10 protein-coding genes and 2 pseudogenes are annotated in these 15,433 nt (G+C 73.3%); 6 read left to right on the forward strand and 6 right to left on the reverse strand.

The window, feature by feature from the left end; all coding sequences use genetic code 11:
* Positions 1 to 9: 9 nt before the first annotated feature.
* From ABZ858_RS08865 to ABZ858_RS08880, 4 genes are all read left to right on the forward strand, one after another.
* Positions 10 to 423 (forward strand): DUF5997 family protein, encoded by a 414-nt coding sequence (locus ABZ858_RS08865; protein WP_361374159.1) that lies wholly within the window; start codon positions 10 to 12, stop codon positions 421 to 423.
* A gap of 322 nt (positions 424 to 745) precedes the next feature.
* Positions 746 to 2,149, forward strand: coding sequence for a cytochrome P450 (locus tag ABZ858_RS08870; RefSeq protein WP_361374161.1), 1,404 nt, complete (start codon positions 746 to 748; stop codon positions 2,147 to 2,149).
* Between the two features lie 32 nt (positions 2,150 to 2,181).
* Positions 2,182 to 3,294: a (-)-alpha-amorphene synthase gene (locus ABZ858_RS08875; RefSeq protein ID WP_361374163.1), complete on the forward strand. Its 1,113-nt coding sequence runs from the start codon at positions 2,182 to 2,184 to the stop codon at positions 3,292 to 3,294.
* Positions 3,295 to 3,613: 319 nt separating this feature from the next.
* Complete coding sequence (locus tag ABZ858_RS08880) at positions 3,614 to 6,556, forward strand: AAA family ATPase (protein WP_361374165.1); 2,943 nt, start codon at positions 3,614 to 3,616, stop codon at positions 6,554 to 6,556.
* Positions 6,557 to 6,599: 43 nt separating this feature from the next.
* Here ABZ858_RS08880 and ABZ858_RS08885 read toward each other — a convergent pair whose 3' ends face one another.
* The 4 genes from ABZ858_RS08885 to ABZ858_RS08900 are packed head-to-tail and all read right to left on the reverse strand — an operon-like array spanning position 6,600 to position 11,494.
* On the reverse strand, positions 6,600 to 7,787 hold the full coding sequence (locus ABZ858_RS08885; protein ID WP_361374167.1) for an XdhC/CoxI family protein: 1,188 nt from the start codon (positions 7,785 to 7,787) through the stop codon (positions 6,600 to 6,602).
* Positions 7,780 to 9,921, reverse strand: a complete 2,142-nt coding sequence (locus ABZ858_RS08890; protein WP_361374169.1) for a xanthine dehydrogenase family protein molybdopterin-binding subunit — start codon at positions 9,919 to 9,921, stop codon at positions 7,780 to 7,782. The genes ABZ858_RS08885 and ABZ858_RS08890 overlap by 8 nt, the downstream gene beginning before the upstream one ends.
* Complete coding sequence (locus ABZ858_RS08895; protein WP_361374171.1) at positions 9,918 to 10,910, reverse strand: xanthine dehydrogenase family protein subunit M; 993 nt, start codon at positions 10,908 to 10,910, stop codon at positions 9,918 to 9,920. Before ABZ858_RS08895 ends, ABZ858_RS08890 begins: the two co-directional genes overlap by 4 nt.
* Positions 10,907 to 11,494 carry a 2Fe-2S iron-sulfur cluster-binding protein gene (locus ABZ858_RS08900; RefSeq protein ID WP_361374173.1) on the reverse strand — a complete coding sequence of 196 codons (588 nt, stop codon included), beginning with the start codon at positions 11,492 to 11,494 and terminating at the stop codon, positions 10,907 to 10,909. Before ABZ858_RS08900 ends, ABZ858_RS08895 begins: the two co-directional genes overlap by 4 nt.
* A gap of 203 nt (positions 11,495 to 11,697) precedes the next feature.
* Here ABZ858_RS08900 and ABZ858_RS08905 point away from each other — a divergent pair, with 203 nt between their 5' ends.
* A complete protein-coding gene (locus tag ABZ858_RS08905; RefSeq protein WP_361374175.1) occupies positions 11,698 to 12,279 on the forward strand; it encodes a TetR/AcrR family transcriptional regulator in 582 nt (193 codons plus the stop codon).
* 169 nt (positions 12,280 to 12,448) lie between these two features.
* Positions 12,449 to 12,897 (forward strand): annotated as a pseudogene (locus ABZ858_RS08910) (cyclic nucleotide-binding domain-containing protein).
* Positions 12,898 to 13,076: 179 nt separating this feature from the next.
* Here ABZ858_RS08910 and ABZ858_RS08915 read toward each other — a convergent pair.
* Positions 13,077 to 14,003, reverse strand: a complete 927-nt coding sequence (locus ABZ858_RS08915; protein ID WP_361374177.1) for a pyridoxamine 5'-phosphate oxidase family protein — start codon at positions 14,001 to 14,003, stop codon at positions 13,077 to 13,079.
* 119 nt (positions 14,004 to 14,122) lie between these two features.
* A pseudogene (locus tag ABZ858_RS08920) lies at positions 14,123 to 14,864 on the reverse strand (phosphoketolase); the annotation flags it as partial.
* Positions 14,865 to 15,433: the final 569 nt, after the last annotated feature.

Genomic DNA, 15,433 nt, shown 5'->3' on the forward strand with positions numbered 1-15,433 from the left:
CTGGACACCATGAAGTCGCACCAGACCGCCCAGACGATGAAGCCCGCCACCGCGGCGAAGAAGCTGGGTGTGTACCTGCCCGCCACGCCCGCCGAGTTCCAGGAGGGCGCCGTCTCGCGTGCCCGGCTCGACGAACTCCAGGCCGATCCGCCCGAGTGGCTGCGTGAGCTGCGACGCGACGGCCCGCACCCCCGTCCGGTGGTCGCCGCCAAGCTGGGTGTCTCCATCGCGGGTCTCGCGCGCGGCGGGGTCACCGAGGCGCTCACCACCGAGCAGATCGAAGCCCTGAAGCAGGAGCGGCCCGAGTGGCTGGAGAAGGAGCGCGCCACCCAGGCGGAGGTCCGCAAGGAGGCGGCGCGGCTGAAGAAGCGGGACGCCGAGCGCGCCGAGCAGAGCGAGCAGAACGGCGGAGCGCGCTCCTGAGTGCCGGAGAGGCGTAGCAGAACTGCGGAGGCGCGGGCGCGCCATAGCCGGCCGTAACAGGCCGGATGGGTCAGGCGTGTCCGTACGCCGTACCACCGTCTCCGTATACGCCGTACCACCGCCTACGTGTACGCGGTACCACCGTCGCCGTACGTCAGATCACACAAGCGGTTCAGCTCGCGCTTCCACGCGCTTCCGTGCGCCCCCGTCGACGACCGATTCCACGACCGGGAACGCGCTGGACTGGGCAGGACTCGATGCGAGCGCCCAGCCCTGAAGGGCCACCCGGCTTCTGTGTGTCGACTGAGACAGGTGGTATTCGATGAGCGGTGCATTACACGGTGCCGTGCCCACGTCAGACCGAGTCTGGACCGTGGGTACTGCGCCGGGCATATTCCCCTTCTTCAGCCACGGTATCGCCTTGTTCCGCCGTCCGCTGGCTTTTCTGAAATCCCTTCCCGCATACGGTGATGTCGTCCGAATCCGGCTGGGTCCGCTGCCCGCCTGGGTGGTGTGCCGTCCGGAGCTGGTCCACCGGGTGCTGGTGGACACCCGGACCTTCGACAAGGGCGGCCCCCAGTACGACCGGCTGCGGTCGCTGATGGGCGACGGCCTGGTCACCAGCCGCCAGGAGACGCACCGCAGGCAGCGCCGCCTGCTCCAGCCGTGTTTCCAGCCGTCCCAGGTGGCGGCGTACACGGCGCTGATGGGCGAGGAGTCCGTGGCCGTCCGCGACAGCTGGCGGCCGGGCGAGCGGGTCGATGTCAGCGCGGCCATGATGGCGCTGACGACCCGGGTGACCAGCCGCGTCCTGCTGTCCGACACCCTCGACGAGACGACGTCCGCGGAGCTGAGGGAGTGTCTGGCGACCGTGGTGCGCGGCCTGTTCGTGCGTACGGTCGTACCGCTCGACGCGCCCTTCCGGGTGCCGCTGCCCGCCAACCGCCGCTACAGCCAAGCCCTGCGGCGGCTGCACGCCGTGGTCGAGGCGACCGTGGCGCAGCGCCGCCGGTCGGCGCCCCGCGACGATCTCCTGGGCACGCTGCTGGCCGCCGAGCGCGGCGAGGGCGAGGGGCCGCCGATCACCGGCCGCGAGGTCCACGACCACCTCATCACGCTGCTGCTCACCGGGGTGGAGACCACCGCGCTGTGCCTGGCCTCCGCCTTCAGCCTGCTGGCCGGGCACCCGGAGGCGGAGCGCCGCGTGCACGCTGAGGTCGACGCGGTGCTCGGCGGCCGGCCCCCCACCGCCGGCGAACTGCCGCGCCTGGTCCACACCCGAAGCGTCGTCACCGAGACGCTGCGGCACTCGCCGCCCGGCTGGCTCTTCACCCGTGTCACCACCGAGGAGACGGAACTCGCCGGCTGCCGGCTGCCGCGCGGCGCCACCGTCCTCTACAGCCCGTACCTGCTGCACCACGATCCCGCGTCGTTCCCCGACCCGGACCGCTTCCGGCCGGAACGCTGGCTCGCGCGGGAGACGGCCGCCGTGCCGCACGGCGCGATGCTCCCGTTCGCCGCGGGCAACCGCAAATGCGTCGGTGACGCGTTCGCGGTGGCGGAGGCCACGGTGGCGCTCGCCACCATCGCCGGCCGCCGGCGCCTGCGGCACCTGCCCGGGCCGGTGGCACCTCCGCGTCCCGCGGTGACCCTGGGCCCGCGGTCGCTGGTGATGACCTGCGAACCGCGTCCGCTCGCTGCGCACGACCTCCCGAAGGACAGGTGACCGTGGTGACGACGAGCCACGAGGAACGCACAGTGGCAGAACGCACGGTGGCACAGCGCGGCCCCGCAGCCACCGACCGGCCGACCGGACCGGACCGCCAGGTCGGCCAGGTCGGCCAGGTCGGCCAGGGCGCTCAAGTCGGCGCGGTCGCCCAGGCCGCCGGGGCCGTGTCGGCGGTGCCGGTCGCCCCGGCCGGCACGCTGCCCGCCCTGATCGACGCCCATCTCCACATGCCCTTCCCCTTCCGCAGCAACCCGCACGAGGCCGAGGCCGTGGCCGGTGTGGACGCGTGGCTGGACGCCTGCGGGCTCACCGCCGAACCGGGCGTGGCCGACATGATCACCCGTACCCGCCCGGCCCAGCTCGCCTCCTACAACGGCCCGGACATGGACGCGGAGATCCTCCGGATCGTCGCCGACCAGATCGCCTACCAGTTCGTCTACGACGACCGCGCGGAGGAGACCGGCCGGGACGGCCCCGAGCGGCTGCTGCCCATGCTGTGCGAGAGCGTGGCGATCCTGCGCGACGGCGAGCCGCCGGTCACCCCCCTCGGAGCGGCCCTGGCCGACCTCCACCGGCGGGTCCGGCGGCGCTGCACACCCGCGCAGGCGGAACGCTGGGCGTGGCACGGCAGGGAGTACGTGCACGGGCTGATGTACGAGGCGGTGGCCCAGGCCGGGACCGCCCCGCCGCACCTCGGGGTGTGTACGTCGATACGGTCGCTCATCGCCGGGGTGGAGCCGTTCTATCCGCTGCAGGAGGCCGCTCAGTGCCGCGAGCTGACCCCCGCCGAGCTGCACCACCCGCTCATGCGGCGGCTGGCGCGGCTGTCCGCCGATGCCGCGGTGTGGATACCCGACCTCTACTCCGCGGTGAAGGAGCAGCGGTCCGGCGGCATGATCAACCTGGCTCTCGGCTACCAGGCCGCCTACGGCTGCTCGCTGTCGGAGGCCGTCCTGCCGGCCATCGGGCGGATCAACGCCACGATCCGTGAGTTCGAGCGGCTGCGCGCGGAACTGGAACCGCAGCTCGGTTCGGCCGGTGTCGGCTATGTGGACGGCATGGCCGGCTGGATCCGCGGCTGCTACCACTGGTCCCGCACGGTGCCGCGGTACGCGGACGCGGCCCGGACGCCCGCCCACTGACAACGAACACCAGCGCCACCCGGCACCGAACAGTCGATGCCGAACGGCCAGTACCGAACGGTCGATGCCGAACGGCCAGTACCGAACGGCCAGTACCGACCGACCGGCGCCGACCGACCGGCGCTGATCGCCCGTCAACAGCCGTCTGACTGCGACCCATTCGAGCGGCCTTACCCGTCCGTGGCGCGAATGAACCGTCCGCGGCCGGCGATTCACCCGTCCTTGCCCCTTCCGTGCCCCGTTCGGCCGTCCGGGACCTACGCAGGCGTACGCTCTGGCCTCTCCCCCGGACGGCCGGACACCAGGAAGCGGTAGGCACATGGCACATGGGCCACGGCATACGAGCACCCAGCAGCAGCACCCGCAGGCGCAGGCGCAGCCGCAGCCGCAGCCGCTGCTCGAACGGCATCGAGAACTGTGCGCGCTCGACGCGGCACTGGCGGACCTCAAGGGCGCCGTGGACGGGGTGCCGCGCCCACCGGGCGGCGGACTGCTCGCGTTCACCGGTCCCACCGGGCTGGGCAAGACGACGCTGATGGCCAAGCTGCGCACCCGGGCGGTGGCCCAGGGGTTCACGGTGCTGTCGGCCCGCGGCGGCGAGAACGAACACGAACTGGCCTTCCACGTGGTCCGCCAGCTCATCCAGCCCGCGCTGGCCGAGATGACCGAGCCGGAACGCCGGTCCTTCCTCGGCAGTTGGTACGGCATCGTCGCCGCCGCCCTCGGCCTGGAGGCGTCCGGCACCGCCCGGGTCCCCGACCCCACCGGCGTACGGGACGGCCTGGACTGGGTCATGACCCGGCTGACCGTGCTGCGCAAACCGGTCGTGCTGCTCCTGGACGACGCCCACTGGGCCGACACCGAGTCCCTGAGCTGGCTCGCCTCCTTCGCCCCGCGCGTGGAGAGCCTTCCGCTGCTGATCGTCGTCGCCTACCGGCCCGAGGCACTGCCGCCCGAGGCCGCCGCGTTCGGCGCGCTGCTCGAACACAACGGGAACCGTCCGCACACCCTGGAACCGCTCACCGCCGACGGCGTGGCCCGGATCATCCGGGAACACGTCGGCGAGAAAGCCGAGGACGCCTTCTGCGCGGAATGCTGGACGGTCACCGAGGGCAGCCCGTTCGAGACGGTGGAACTGGCGATCCGGCTCGCCGAACGGCAGATCACCGGCACCGGTGACGAGCTGCCGGTGATGCGGGAGCTGGCGTCGGCGGTCAAGGGACCCGGGCTGCTCGACCGGCTGCACCGGCTGGGCACGACCACCGTCCGCTTCGCCTCGGCCGCCGCCGTGCTGGGCACGACCTTCTCGCAGGACCTCGCCGCCGCCATCGCCGTGATCGGTGTCGAACAGGCCGCCGAGGAGACCGCGAAACTGCGCGCGGCGAGAATCCTGACCGACAGCCATGCTCCGGGCGGCGGCCTGGAGTTCTTCCACCCGCTGATCGCCACGACGATCTACCAGGCCATCACCCCCTCGTTCCGGATGGGGCTGCACAACGCCGCCGCGGTGGCCGTGCGCGCCGCCGGCCTGGGCCCCCTCGACGCCGCCCGGCATCTGCTGGAGGTCCCCTGCGAGGGCAACGCCGAAGCCGTCGCCTGCCTGCGGGAGGCCGCCCGCCAGTACCTGCGTGCCGGGGCCCCCGAGGCCGCGCGACGGGTCCTCACCCGTGCCCTGCAGGAACCGCCCCTGCCCGAGGACCGGGCCGCGCTGCTGCACGAACTGGCCTGCGCGACCTTCCTCATCGAACCCGCGGCCACCGTCCGCCATCTGCGGGCGGCGCTGGCGGAGCCGGACATCGCCCCCGAGCTGCACGCCTCCATCGTCTACCGGCTGACCCAGGCGCTGGCGCACACGGACCGGACGGCGGAGGCCGCGGCGGTGGCCGCCGAGGAGGCGCAGCAGGCCACCAGTCCCCGGATCCGGCTGCGCATGCAGGCCGACCACTTCGTGTGGAGCGCCTTCCGGGCCGACGAGCCCGACTCACCGGCGCGGTCCCGGAAGCTGGCGCGGCTGGCGGAACGGCTGACCGGCCGCACGCTGGAGGAACGCTCCATCCTGGGGCTGCGCGCCTGGGACGCCCTGGTGCGCGGCGAGTCACGGCGGACCGTCCTCGACCACGCTGAGAACGCCCTGCGCGGCGGCCTGAGCTGGACCGACGAGAACCGGGGCTTCGAGGTGCCCGTCTCGGTGGCCCTGGTGTTCATGTACTGCGACCAGCCCCGGCGGGCTGAGGAACTGTTCGGCAGGGGCATCGCCGAGTGCGCCGCCAAGGGCTGGCGCGGTTCCCATCTGGCGCTGGGGCAGACGCTCCTCGGCTACATCCGCTACCACCGCGGCGACCTGGCCGAGGCCGAGAACCTCGTCCGGGAGGGCCTGCGCATCGCCGACCGGGTGGAGGGTGCCGTGCCCGCGCAGTGGTTCGCGGTCGGCATCCTGATCCAGACCCTGCTGGCCCGCGGGCGGGCCGGCGAGGCCCGGCGGATCGCCGACGCCCACCGGTTCGGCGAGACCGTGCCGAACGCCGTCATCTACCCCGACCCGCGCACGGTGTACGCCGAACTGCTGCTGGCCGAGGGCCGGAACGCCGAGGCGGCCCGGCTGCTGTCGGAGGTCGGCGAGTGGCTGGACACGCGGGCGTGGCGCAACCCCGCCTGGTGCCCGTGGCAGCTCGACCTGGCATCGGCTTTGGCCCCCACCGAACCCGACCGCGCGGTCCGCCTGGCCCAGGAGGCCGTCGGACGGGCCCGGGCCTTCGGCGCCCCGTCGGCCCACGGGCAGACGCTGTGCACCCTGGCGGAGGTGACCGGCGGTCCGGCCGCCCTCGATCTGCACGCGGCGGCCGTCACCCTCCTGGAGGGCTCGCCCGCCGCCTACGAACTGGCCCGCGCGCTGGTCGGCCATGGTGCCGCGCTGGCCCGTAACGGCCGCGTGCAGGAGGCGGCCGACCGGCTCTACCAGGGCCTGGAGACGGCGGTCCACTGCGGGGCCGAGGCCCTGGCCGCCCGGGCCCGCACGGAGCTGTCGGCCGCCGGACTGCGGCCGCTGCCCCTCAAGTACGCGCAGACCGACACGCTCACCGCTCAGGAACGCAAGGCCGCCGAACGGGCCGCCGAGGGCAAGGCGGTGGCGGTGGTGGCGAAGGAACTCCACCTCACCGAGCAGGGTGTACGCCAACTCCTCTCCGTCGCCTACCGCAAGATCGGCACCGATGCCGCCGGTCTCGCCGAGGCTCTCAGGACGTTCCCGCGCCCCCGTCCGTGAGCCGCCGCCGGCTCGGTGGCCCTCGCCACCGTCCCGGTGACGCTCACGCCGCCCGGGCGCTGTCCCGCTGTCCGTGATCATGGTCGTGATCGTGATCGTGGTCGTGGTCGTGGTGGATCGGCACCCGGGAGCCGGTCAGCGGCACGCCCGTGCCGCCGCGCCGGGTCGCGACGATCTCCGCCGCGATCGACAGGGCGGTCTCCTCGGGGGTGCGGGCGCCGAGGTCCAGTCCGATCGGGGACCGCAGCCGGGCCAGTTCCCGTTCGCCCAGTCCGGCTTCCCGCAGCCGGTCCAGACGGTCCTCGTGCGTACGCCGTGAGCCCATCGCGCCGACGAAGGCGACCGGCAGACGCAGGGCGGCCGTCAACAGGGGGATGTCGAACTTGGCGTCATGGGTGAGGACGCACAGCGCGGTGCGGGTGTCGGTCGCTACCCGCTCCAGGTAGCGGTGCGGCCACTCCACCACGATGTCGTCGGCCTCCGGGAATCGGTCCCGTGTGGCGAAGACCGGCCTCGCGTCGCACACCGTCACGTGATACCCGAGGAATTTGCCCGCCCTGACCAGCGCCGCGGCGAAGTCGACCGCCCCGAAGACGATCATGCGCGGCGGCGGCATGTTCGACTCCACGAGCAGCGTCAGCCCGCCGGGGCAGTGCGAACCGTCCTCGGACAGCTCCACCGTGCCGGTACGGCCGGCCTCCAGTAGGGCCCTGGCCTCGGCCGCGGCGGATCGGACCGGCTCCAGGCCACCGCCGAGCCCGCCTTCACCCTCCCCCTCCTCGTACGTCCCGTCCGGCCGGACCAGCAACGCGGCGCCCAGGAGGTGGTCCGGGCCTCGGACGACCCGGGCGAGGGCCGCCGGTTCACCGCGGACGGCGGCCGACAGCGCCGCCCGGAGCACCGTCCGCACCGGTGCCCGCTCCCCCACCGGCGTGATCATCACATCGAGAACTCCGCCGCAGGTCAGTCCCACGGCGAAGGCGTCCTCGTCGCTGTACCCGAACCGTTCCACGACGGTGGTGCCGTCCCGCATCGCCTCACGGCACAGGTCGTAGACCGCCCCCTCCACGCAGCCGCCGGAGACGGAACCGATGGCGGTGCCCTCGCTGTCGACGGCGAGGGCGGCGCCCGGTCCGCGCGGCGCGCTTCCCCCGACGGCCACGACGGAGGCGACGGCGAACGCGCGGCCCTCCTCGATCCAGCGGTGCAGCTCCTCCGCGATGTCAAGCATCGTTGGCTCCGGCGGCGGCGCGCAGGACGCGGTCGGGTCGGATGGGCAGGTCGCGGTGGCGGACGCCGGTGGCGTGCCAGACCGCGTTGGCGACGGCGGCGGCCGCTCCGACGATGCCGATCTCCCCGACGCCCTTGATGCCCACGGGGTCGTCCGGGTCGAAGTCGTCCACCCAGTCGGCCTCGATGAACGGCACGTCGGCGTGGGTGGCGACGTGGTAGCCGGCGAGGTCGGGGCTGTAGTGGCCGCCGGTGGCCCGGTCCCGGACCGCCTCCTCGTGCAGCGCCATGGAGATGCCCCAGGTCATGCCGCCGATGAGCTGGCCGCGCGCGGTCAACGGGTTGACGATCTGACCGGCCGCGAAGATGCCGAGCATGCGGCGCACCCGTACTTCGCCGGTGGTGACGTCCACGGCGACCTCGGCGAACTGCGCGCCGTAGGAGTGCCGTTCCGTGCGGGCGAGTGCGCCGATGGCCTCGGTGGTGTCGGACCGTACGGTGATGCCCTCCGGGGGAATGTCGGCGCCGAGCGCGAGGCGCTCCCGCAGCTCTCCGGCGGCGGCGGTGACCGCCCAGCTCCAGGAGCGGGTGCCCATGGAACCACCCGCGATCATCGCGGGTCCGAAGTCGCTGTCCCCGATGCGCACCCGGACCCGGTCCGGCGTGGTCCGCAGGGCGTCGGCGGCGACCAGACCGAGTGCGGTCCGGGCGCCGGTCCCGATGTCAGCGGCGGCGATCCGGACGGTGAAGGTGCCGTCCGCCTCGGCCGTCACGGTCGCCGTGGACGGGGCCGCTCCGGCGCCGAAGGACGCACCGGCCGTACCGGTGCCGAGCAGCCAGCGGCCTTCGCGGCGCACTCCGGGACGCGGGTCACGGTCCGCCCAGCCGAACCTGCGAGCGCCCTCGCGGAAGCAGGCGGGCAGGTTGCGGGTGCTGAACGGCAGCCCGGAGACCGGGCCCTGGTCGGGTTCGTTGCGCAGGCGCAGTTCGATCGGGTCGAGGCCGCACTTCGCGGCCAGCTCGTCGAGGGCCGACTCCAGGGCGAAGGAGCCCGGGGCCTCTCCCGGGGCGCGCATCCAGGTCGGGGTCGGCACGTCCAGCCGCACCACCTCGGCGGCGGTGTGGTGGGCGGCCGCGTCGTACATGACCTGGGACGGGGTGGTGCTCTGCTCGACGAACTCGTGGACGGTGGAGGTCTGGCTGACGGAGCGGTGCTCCAAGGCACGCAGGCGGCCGTCGGCGTCCGCGCCGAGCCGGATCCGCTGCGCGGTGGGGCTGCGGTACCCGGACAGGGAGAACATCTGCCGGCGGGTCATGACCACACGCACCGGGCGGTGCAGCACGGTCGTGGCCATCACGGCGGCCACCTGGTGGGCGCGCACGCCCTTGCTGCCGAATCCGCCGCCGACGTGTTCGGAGCGCACCCGAACGGAGGCCGGGTCGAGCGAGAACAGCTTGGCCAGCTCGCCGACGACCCAGCTGGCTCCCTGGTTGGAGTCGACGAGTTCGAGCCGGCCGCCTTCCCAGCGGGCGGTCGCCGCGTGCGGCTCCATCATGCTGTGGTGCTCTTCGGGGGTGGTGTAGCGCGCGTCCAGGACGATGTCGGATGCGGCGAGTTCGGCCTCCAGGTCGCCCTTGCCAGTCACGGCGGGCGCGTGGCCCTCCGCGGGGTAGGCGTCGGTGCGGTCGGCGGAGAAGTCGATGTCGTGCGGTTCCTGCTCGTAGCGCACGACGAGGGCTTCGGCGGCCTCCCTCGCCTGTTCGGAGGTCTCGGCGACCACCAGCGCCACCGGCCAGCCCAGGTGCGCCACCCGGTCGTTCTGGAAGAGGGCGCAGGTGGGGTCCGGCGGGACGCCGAGCATGCCGATGTAGTCGGTGTCGACGCGGGGGGCGTTCTCGTGGTGCAGGACGGCGAGGACGCCGGGCATGGCGAGGACGGAGGCCGTGTCGAGGGACCGGATCCGGCCACGGGCGACGGTGGACAGCACCAGCCAGCCGTGGGCGAGTTCGGCGAAGGGGATCTCACCGGCGTACCGGGCGGCTCCGGTGACCTTGTCGCGGCCCTCCACTCGGGTGTGCGCGGTGCCGACGGAGCCGCGCGTGGTGGTCTGTTTCCCGGTCGTGGTGGTGGTCATCGGGCGCTCTCCTCGGCGAGTTCGGACAGCACGGCGACCACGAGGTTGCGCAGGAGGGTCACCTTGTACCCGTTGCCGGGCAGTGGCCTTGCCGCGGCCAGTTCGGCGTCCGCGGCGGCGGCGAAGGTCGCGGCATCGGCCGGTGCGCCCGTCAGCACCCGCTCGGCCGCGTGGGCCCGCCACGGCCGGGAGGCGACCGCGCCGAGCGCCAGGCGCGCCTCGCGCACCATGCCGTCCCGCACGTCCAGCGCGGCGGCCACGGAGCCGATGGCGAACGCGTAGGAGGCGCGCTCGCGCACCTTGCGGTAGCGCGAGTGGGCGGCGACCGGGGCGGGCGGCAGGGTGACACCGGTGATCAGCGCGCCCGGCGGCAGGGCGGTCTCCCGGTGCGGGGTGTCGCCCACGGGCAGGTAGAAGTCACCGAGCGGCAGCCGGCCCGGCCCGTCCGCCGTCTCGAAGCGGACCACCGCGTCGAAGGCGGCCAGGGCGACGCCCATGTCCGAGGGGTGGACGGCCACGCAGTGCGCGGAGGCACCGAGGACGGCGTGATTGTGGTGCTCGCCCTCGATGGCGGGGCAGCCGCTGCCCGGGACGCGCTTGTTGCACGCCTTGGTGACATCGGTGAAGTACCCGCAGCGGGGGCGCTGGAGGAGGTTGCCGCCAACGGTCGCCATGTTGCGCAGTTGCCCGGAGGCACCGGCCAGGACCGCCTGGGTCAGCGCCGGGTAGCGCCGGCGGATCTCGGGGTGGGCGGCCAACTCGCTGTTGGTGACGGTGGCGCCGATGCGCAGGCCGCCGTCCTCGTCCTGCTCGATGGTGTCCAGCGGGAGTTCGCGTACGTCGACGAGCCGGGTGGGCCGCTCGACGCCGCTCTTCATGAGGTCGACGAGATTGGTGCCGCCGCCCAGGAAGCGGGCGTCCGGGTCGGCGCCCAGCAGCGCGACGGCTCCGGCGACGTCGTACGCCCTGTCGTAGCCGAATTCCCTCATGCCACGGCCTCCTCGTCCTGGCCGGCCGGTGCGCCCCGGCCCGTCCGCACGGTCTCGGCGGCGCGGGCGACCGCCTGGACGATCGACACGTAGGCGCCGCAGCGGCACAGGTTCCCGCTCATCCGCTCTCTGATCTCGTCGGGCGTCAGGGACGGCGGGCCTGCGTCGGGCCGTACGTCGTCGGTGACGGCGCTGGGCCAGCCGGCCGCGTGTTCCTCGATCACCGCGACGGCCGAGCAGATCTGTCCCGGGGTGCAGTAGCCGCACTGGTAACCGTCGAGGTCGAGGAACGCCTGCTGCACCGGATGCAGCCGCTCGCCCTCGGCCACACCTTCGATGGTGGTGATCTCACGCCCCTCGGCCGCCACGGCCAGTTGCAGGCAGGACACCGCCCGCCGGCCGTCGAGCAGGACCGTGCAGGCGCCGCATTGCCCCTGGTCGCAGCCCTTCTTGGTGCCGGTCAGGTCGAGCCGCTCGCGCAGGGCGTCGAGCAGGGTGGTGCGGTGGTCGATGGCGAGCGTGTGCTTGTCGCCGTTGATGTTCAAGGTGACAGGACTGTGGGTCGGTGAAGCGGCTCGGTCCATGATCAGCTTCTTTCGCTTATCCGGAAACACGTCGAAGAGGGGACGGCCTGGCAGACGGCGAATCAGAAAGAGTGCTGGGTGGCTAAAGAGCGCTGTCCGCCACTATGGTGAGCGAAGCGGACAGCTGTCCGTTATGGAGAAATCTACCGGACAGCTGTCCGGTTATCAAGGCTGTTTCGGGCAGACACCCGAAAGGAGGACGGGTGCAGCAGAAGAAGGCCGTTCCCCTGCGCTCGGACGCGCAGCGCAACCGCGAGAGCATCCTGGAAGCGGCGGTGGCCGAGCTGACCCGCTGCGCCGACGCCCCGCTCAGTGTGATCGCCAAGAAGGCGGGCGTCGGGCAGGCCACGTTCTACCGCAACTTCCCCAACCGCGAGGCGCTGGTCCTGGAGATCTACCGGCACGAGATGCAGCAGGTCGCCGACAGCGCGGCCGAGCTGCTCGCGGCCCGGGAACCCGGGCGGGCGCTGCGCGAGTGGATGGACCACCTGGCCCGGTTCGCCATGACCAAGGCCGGGCTGGCCGACGCGATCCGGCAGGCCACCAGCGGCCCCGGCAGCCCCGCGAAACCGGGGCACAGCTCGGTGGCCGACGCGGCCGGACTGCTGCTCCGCGCCAACGAGGAGGCCGGCACCATCCGGCCGGGCGTGAGCGCCGACGACTTCCTCCTGGCCATCGCCGGCCTCTGGCAGCTCGACCCGCACGGCGACTGGCAGTCCCGCGCGAGGCGTCTCCTGGACATCGTGATGGACGGCCTGCGCGCCGGGGCGCCCGGGCCGCGCTGAGGACCGCGTCCGGGCCCCCTAGTGATCCCCCGGCCCCGCGGACAGGGGCCGAGGTCCCTCATGGGCGGCCCGGACGGCCGGTGGCGGCGCGGCACGCGCGGGCGGAGCCTGGGAGCAGTGGCCCCCGTGATCCCCGCACCGCACCTCGCGGACGAAAGGAGTCGGCGCGATGACCCCTCCCGCGACCCTGGCCAAGGCGCTGCCCGCCGAACACCGCCAACGCCTGATGGACCTCGCCCACGACGTGTCCTTCGACGTCGGCCGCCGGCTGTTCGAGGAGGGCCGGCACGCCGACCGGTTCTGGATCATCAGATCCGGGACCGTCGCCCTCGACCTGCACGTCCCCGGTCGCCGCGCCGCCGTCATCGAGTCCCTGGGGCAGGGCCAACTGGTCGGGGGCACTTCCCGCCGTACGTATGGCAGCTGGGCGCCGAGGCCATGAGCCCGGTGCGGGCCTACGAGTTCGACGCCGGCACCGTACGGGCCCTGTGCGCCGAGGACGCCGAGTTCGGCCGGGCGGTCGCCGTCTGGGTCGGCCGGGTGGTCGCCCACCGGCTGCACTCGGCCCGGATCCGGCTCCTCGACCTCTACGCGCCGTACGGCAGCGGGGAGAGGTGAGGGACGCGCACCACTCGTGAGCCGGGCGCCGCACCGCCCGTAGAAGAGGCCGCACCGCCCATAGAAGAGGCTGCACCGCCCGTAGCAGAGGCCGCACCGCCCGTAGAAGGGGCTGCACCGCCCGTCGAAGAATGGGGTATCGCCCCTGGAGCCGGAGGCCGCGCCCGCGTCCCGGTGCCTCAGTGGTCGGCCGGTGTGATGCGGCGGCCGGTGAGTCGGAAGGGACGGATCCGCACCCACAGGGTGCGCCGCCCGCCGGCCCAGGGCTCGGAGTGGGCCCGCTCCTCCAGCCTGCGCACGGTCCCGGCGTCCGTGACCGCCTCCCCGCGCCCGACCGCGAGGACGCTCCAGCCCCGGCTCATCGTCTCGTCGATGTGATCGACCTCGAAGGCGACCTCGGCGCCGACGGCCGCGGCGGGGGCCGAGCCGGGCGCGGTGCGGAAGACCAGGGCGCCGTCCACCACGTCGTAGTTGACCGGGAACACGGCGGGCCCGTCCCCGGTGGCCAGGGCGATGCGGCCGACGCCGTGCCGGGACAGCAGCGCCCGGCACTCGTCCTCGGTCAGGTCGGCCAGCCGCGGGTGCGGCAGCGCCTTCCCCTGTCCGGGCGGCAGTTCCTGGTCACCGCCCTGCAGCGCGACGAGGGTGGTGCCGAGCGCGTCGGCCAGGCGCAGCACGGTCGCCGTGCCCGGTTTCGCGGGGTGCTGTTCAAGATAGGCGAGGTACTGCGGGGACATCCGGGCCCGCCCCGCCGCCTCCGCCAGTCCCAGCCCCTTGCGGCGGCGGGCGGCCGCCAACCGCCGGCCGAAGTCCCCGGGCCGCCCCGAAGCGGCACCAGCACCGGCCCCGGCACCCGCCTGTTCCTCACCGGACCGGGCGGTTCCGGGTGCCGTGCCGCCGTCGTCCGGGATCTTCTCGCGGCCCAGGTGCTGGACGTGCGCGTCCGGCCCCGGGAACACCAGCGTGATCTCGCCCGTGTCCGACCAGCGCACGTCGTACGGCGGGGTGCCGTCGCCGTGGTGCAGGCCGACGATCTCGCCGTCGCGCCGGGCAGCGCCGGTGACCGGGCTCTCGACGACCAGTCGATCGCCTCGCTGAGCGTGCATGGTCGTGCCTCCCTCGGGCTCCGCCCTCCAGGATCGCCCGTCGCCGCCGCCCCCGCCAACGGGCCGCGAGTCCCCGGGAAGGGACGTACGGCTCCGTCGTCGGGACGGCTCGCGGGCCGTCAGCCGTCCCAGGTCCAGTCCGCGACCTCGGGTAGACCCGTCCCGTGCTCACGGACCCAGGCGTGGTGGCGCAGCCGGGCGTCCTCCATGCGCTGGCGTACGGCGGCGGCGCGCACGGCGAGTCCGGAAACCCGGTCGATGACGCCCATGACGAGGCGGTAGCGGTCCAGGTCGTTGCTCACGACCATGTCGAACGGGGTGGTCGTGGTGCCGATCTCCTTGTAGCCGCGCACGTGCAGGTGGCGGTGTCCGTTGCGGCTCCGTTGCGGCGGTAGGCGAGGCGGTGGATGAGCCACGGGTAGCCGTGGTACGCGAAGATCACCGGCTTGTCGGCGGTGAACAGGCCGTCGTACGCGAAGTCGGTCATCCCGTGCGGGTGCTCCTCGCCGGGCAGCAGCCGAGCGATGTCCACGACGTTCACCACCGTACGGCCAGCTCGGGCAGCTCATGGCGGAGCAGCTGGGCGGCGGCCAGCACCTCCTGGGTGGGCACGTCGCCCGCGCAGGCCAGGACCACGTCCGGTTCGCGGCTGCCGTCCTCGGTGCCGGCCCAGTCCCAGACGCCGGCCCCGCGCGCGCAGTGCACCTTCGCCTGCTCCATGGAGAGCCAGTCGAAGCAGGGCTGCTTGCCGACGACGACATGGACGTAGTCCCGGCTGCGCAGGGCGTGGTCGGCCACCGACAGCAGGGTGTTGGCGTCCGGCGGGAAGTAGACCCGGACCGCCTCGGGGCTCTTGTTGAGGAACGCCTTTCGCCCTCTCCGGCAGACGACAGTCGGACAGGAGGGATCGTAGGGGTACGGAAGGAGGTAGGGGTACGGAAGGAGGTGGTGGCCAGGGCGCGTTCCGACGCTCCGTACCTCAGGCTCCGTTCCTGCCCGCAAGCCAGATGGATGCCCTGCGCACCGCAAGCGGGTTGCCGCCCTACTCGGGCGGCAAGGGCGCCACCGACGCACAGGAAGTGCACTGCACGCCCAAGAAACATTGGGCCGCAGGTCTACCGAGCCGCAGCCCCGGCGTATCCCCGGATCTCGGACAGCGCTGCGCCGTCGGCGCCCCCGCGCCGCGCTCTGCTTGAGATCAACATGGCAGCAGGGGGACATGGTCGGTACAACGTACCAGAACGGCCCAAGCGGTGCGTGGACGCGCGAGCTGTGGAGTCGATCTGCATCACCTCGCGCCGGTAGTCGGCGACCGCGCTCGCGCTCACGTGGGGGCCGGCCACCGTCAGTTCGACGCCCTTCGCGCGGTCCCGCGCGGTCAGCGGGCGCGACGGGTCATATTGCGGCTTTGGCTCCGTGCCCGCCTCAGC

It is taken from the genome of Streptomyces sp. NPDC047017 (assembly GCF_040644175.1).
Classification (GTDB): Bacteria; Actinomycetota; Actinomycetes; order Streptomycetales; family Streptomycetaceae; genus Streptomyces.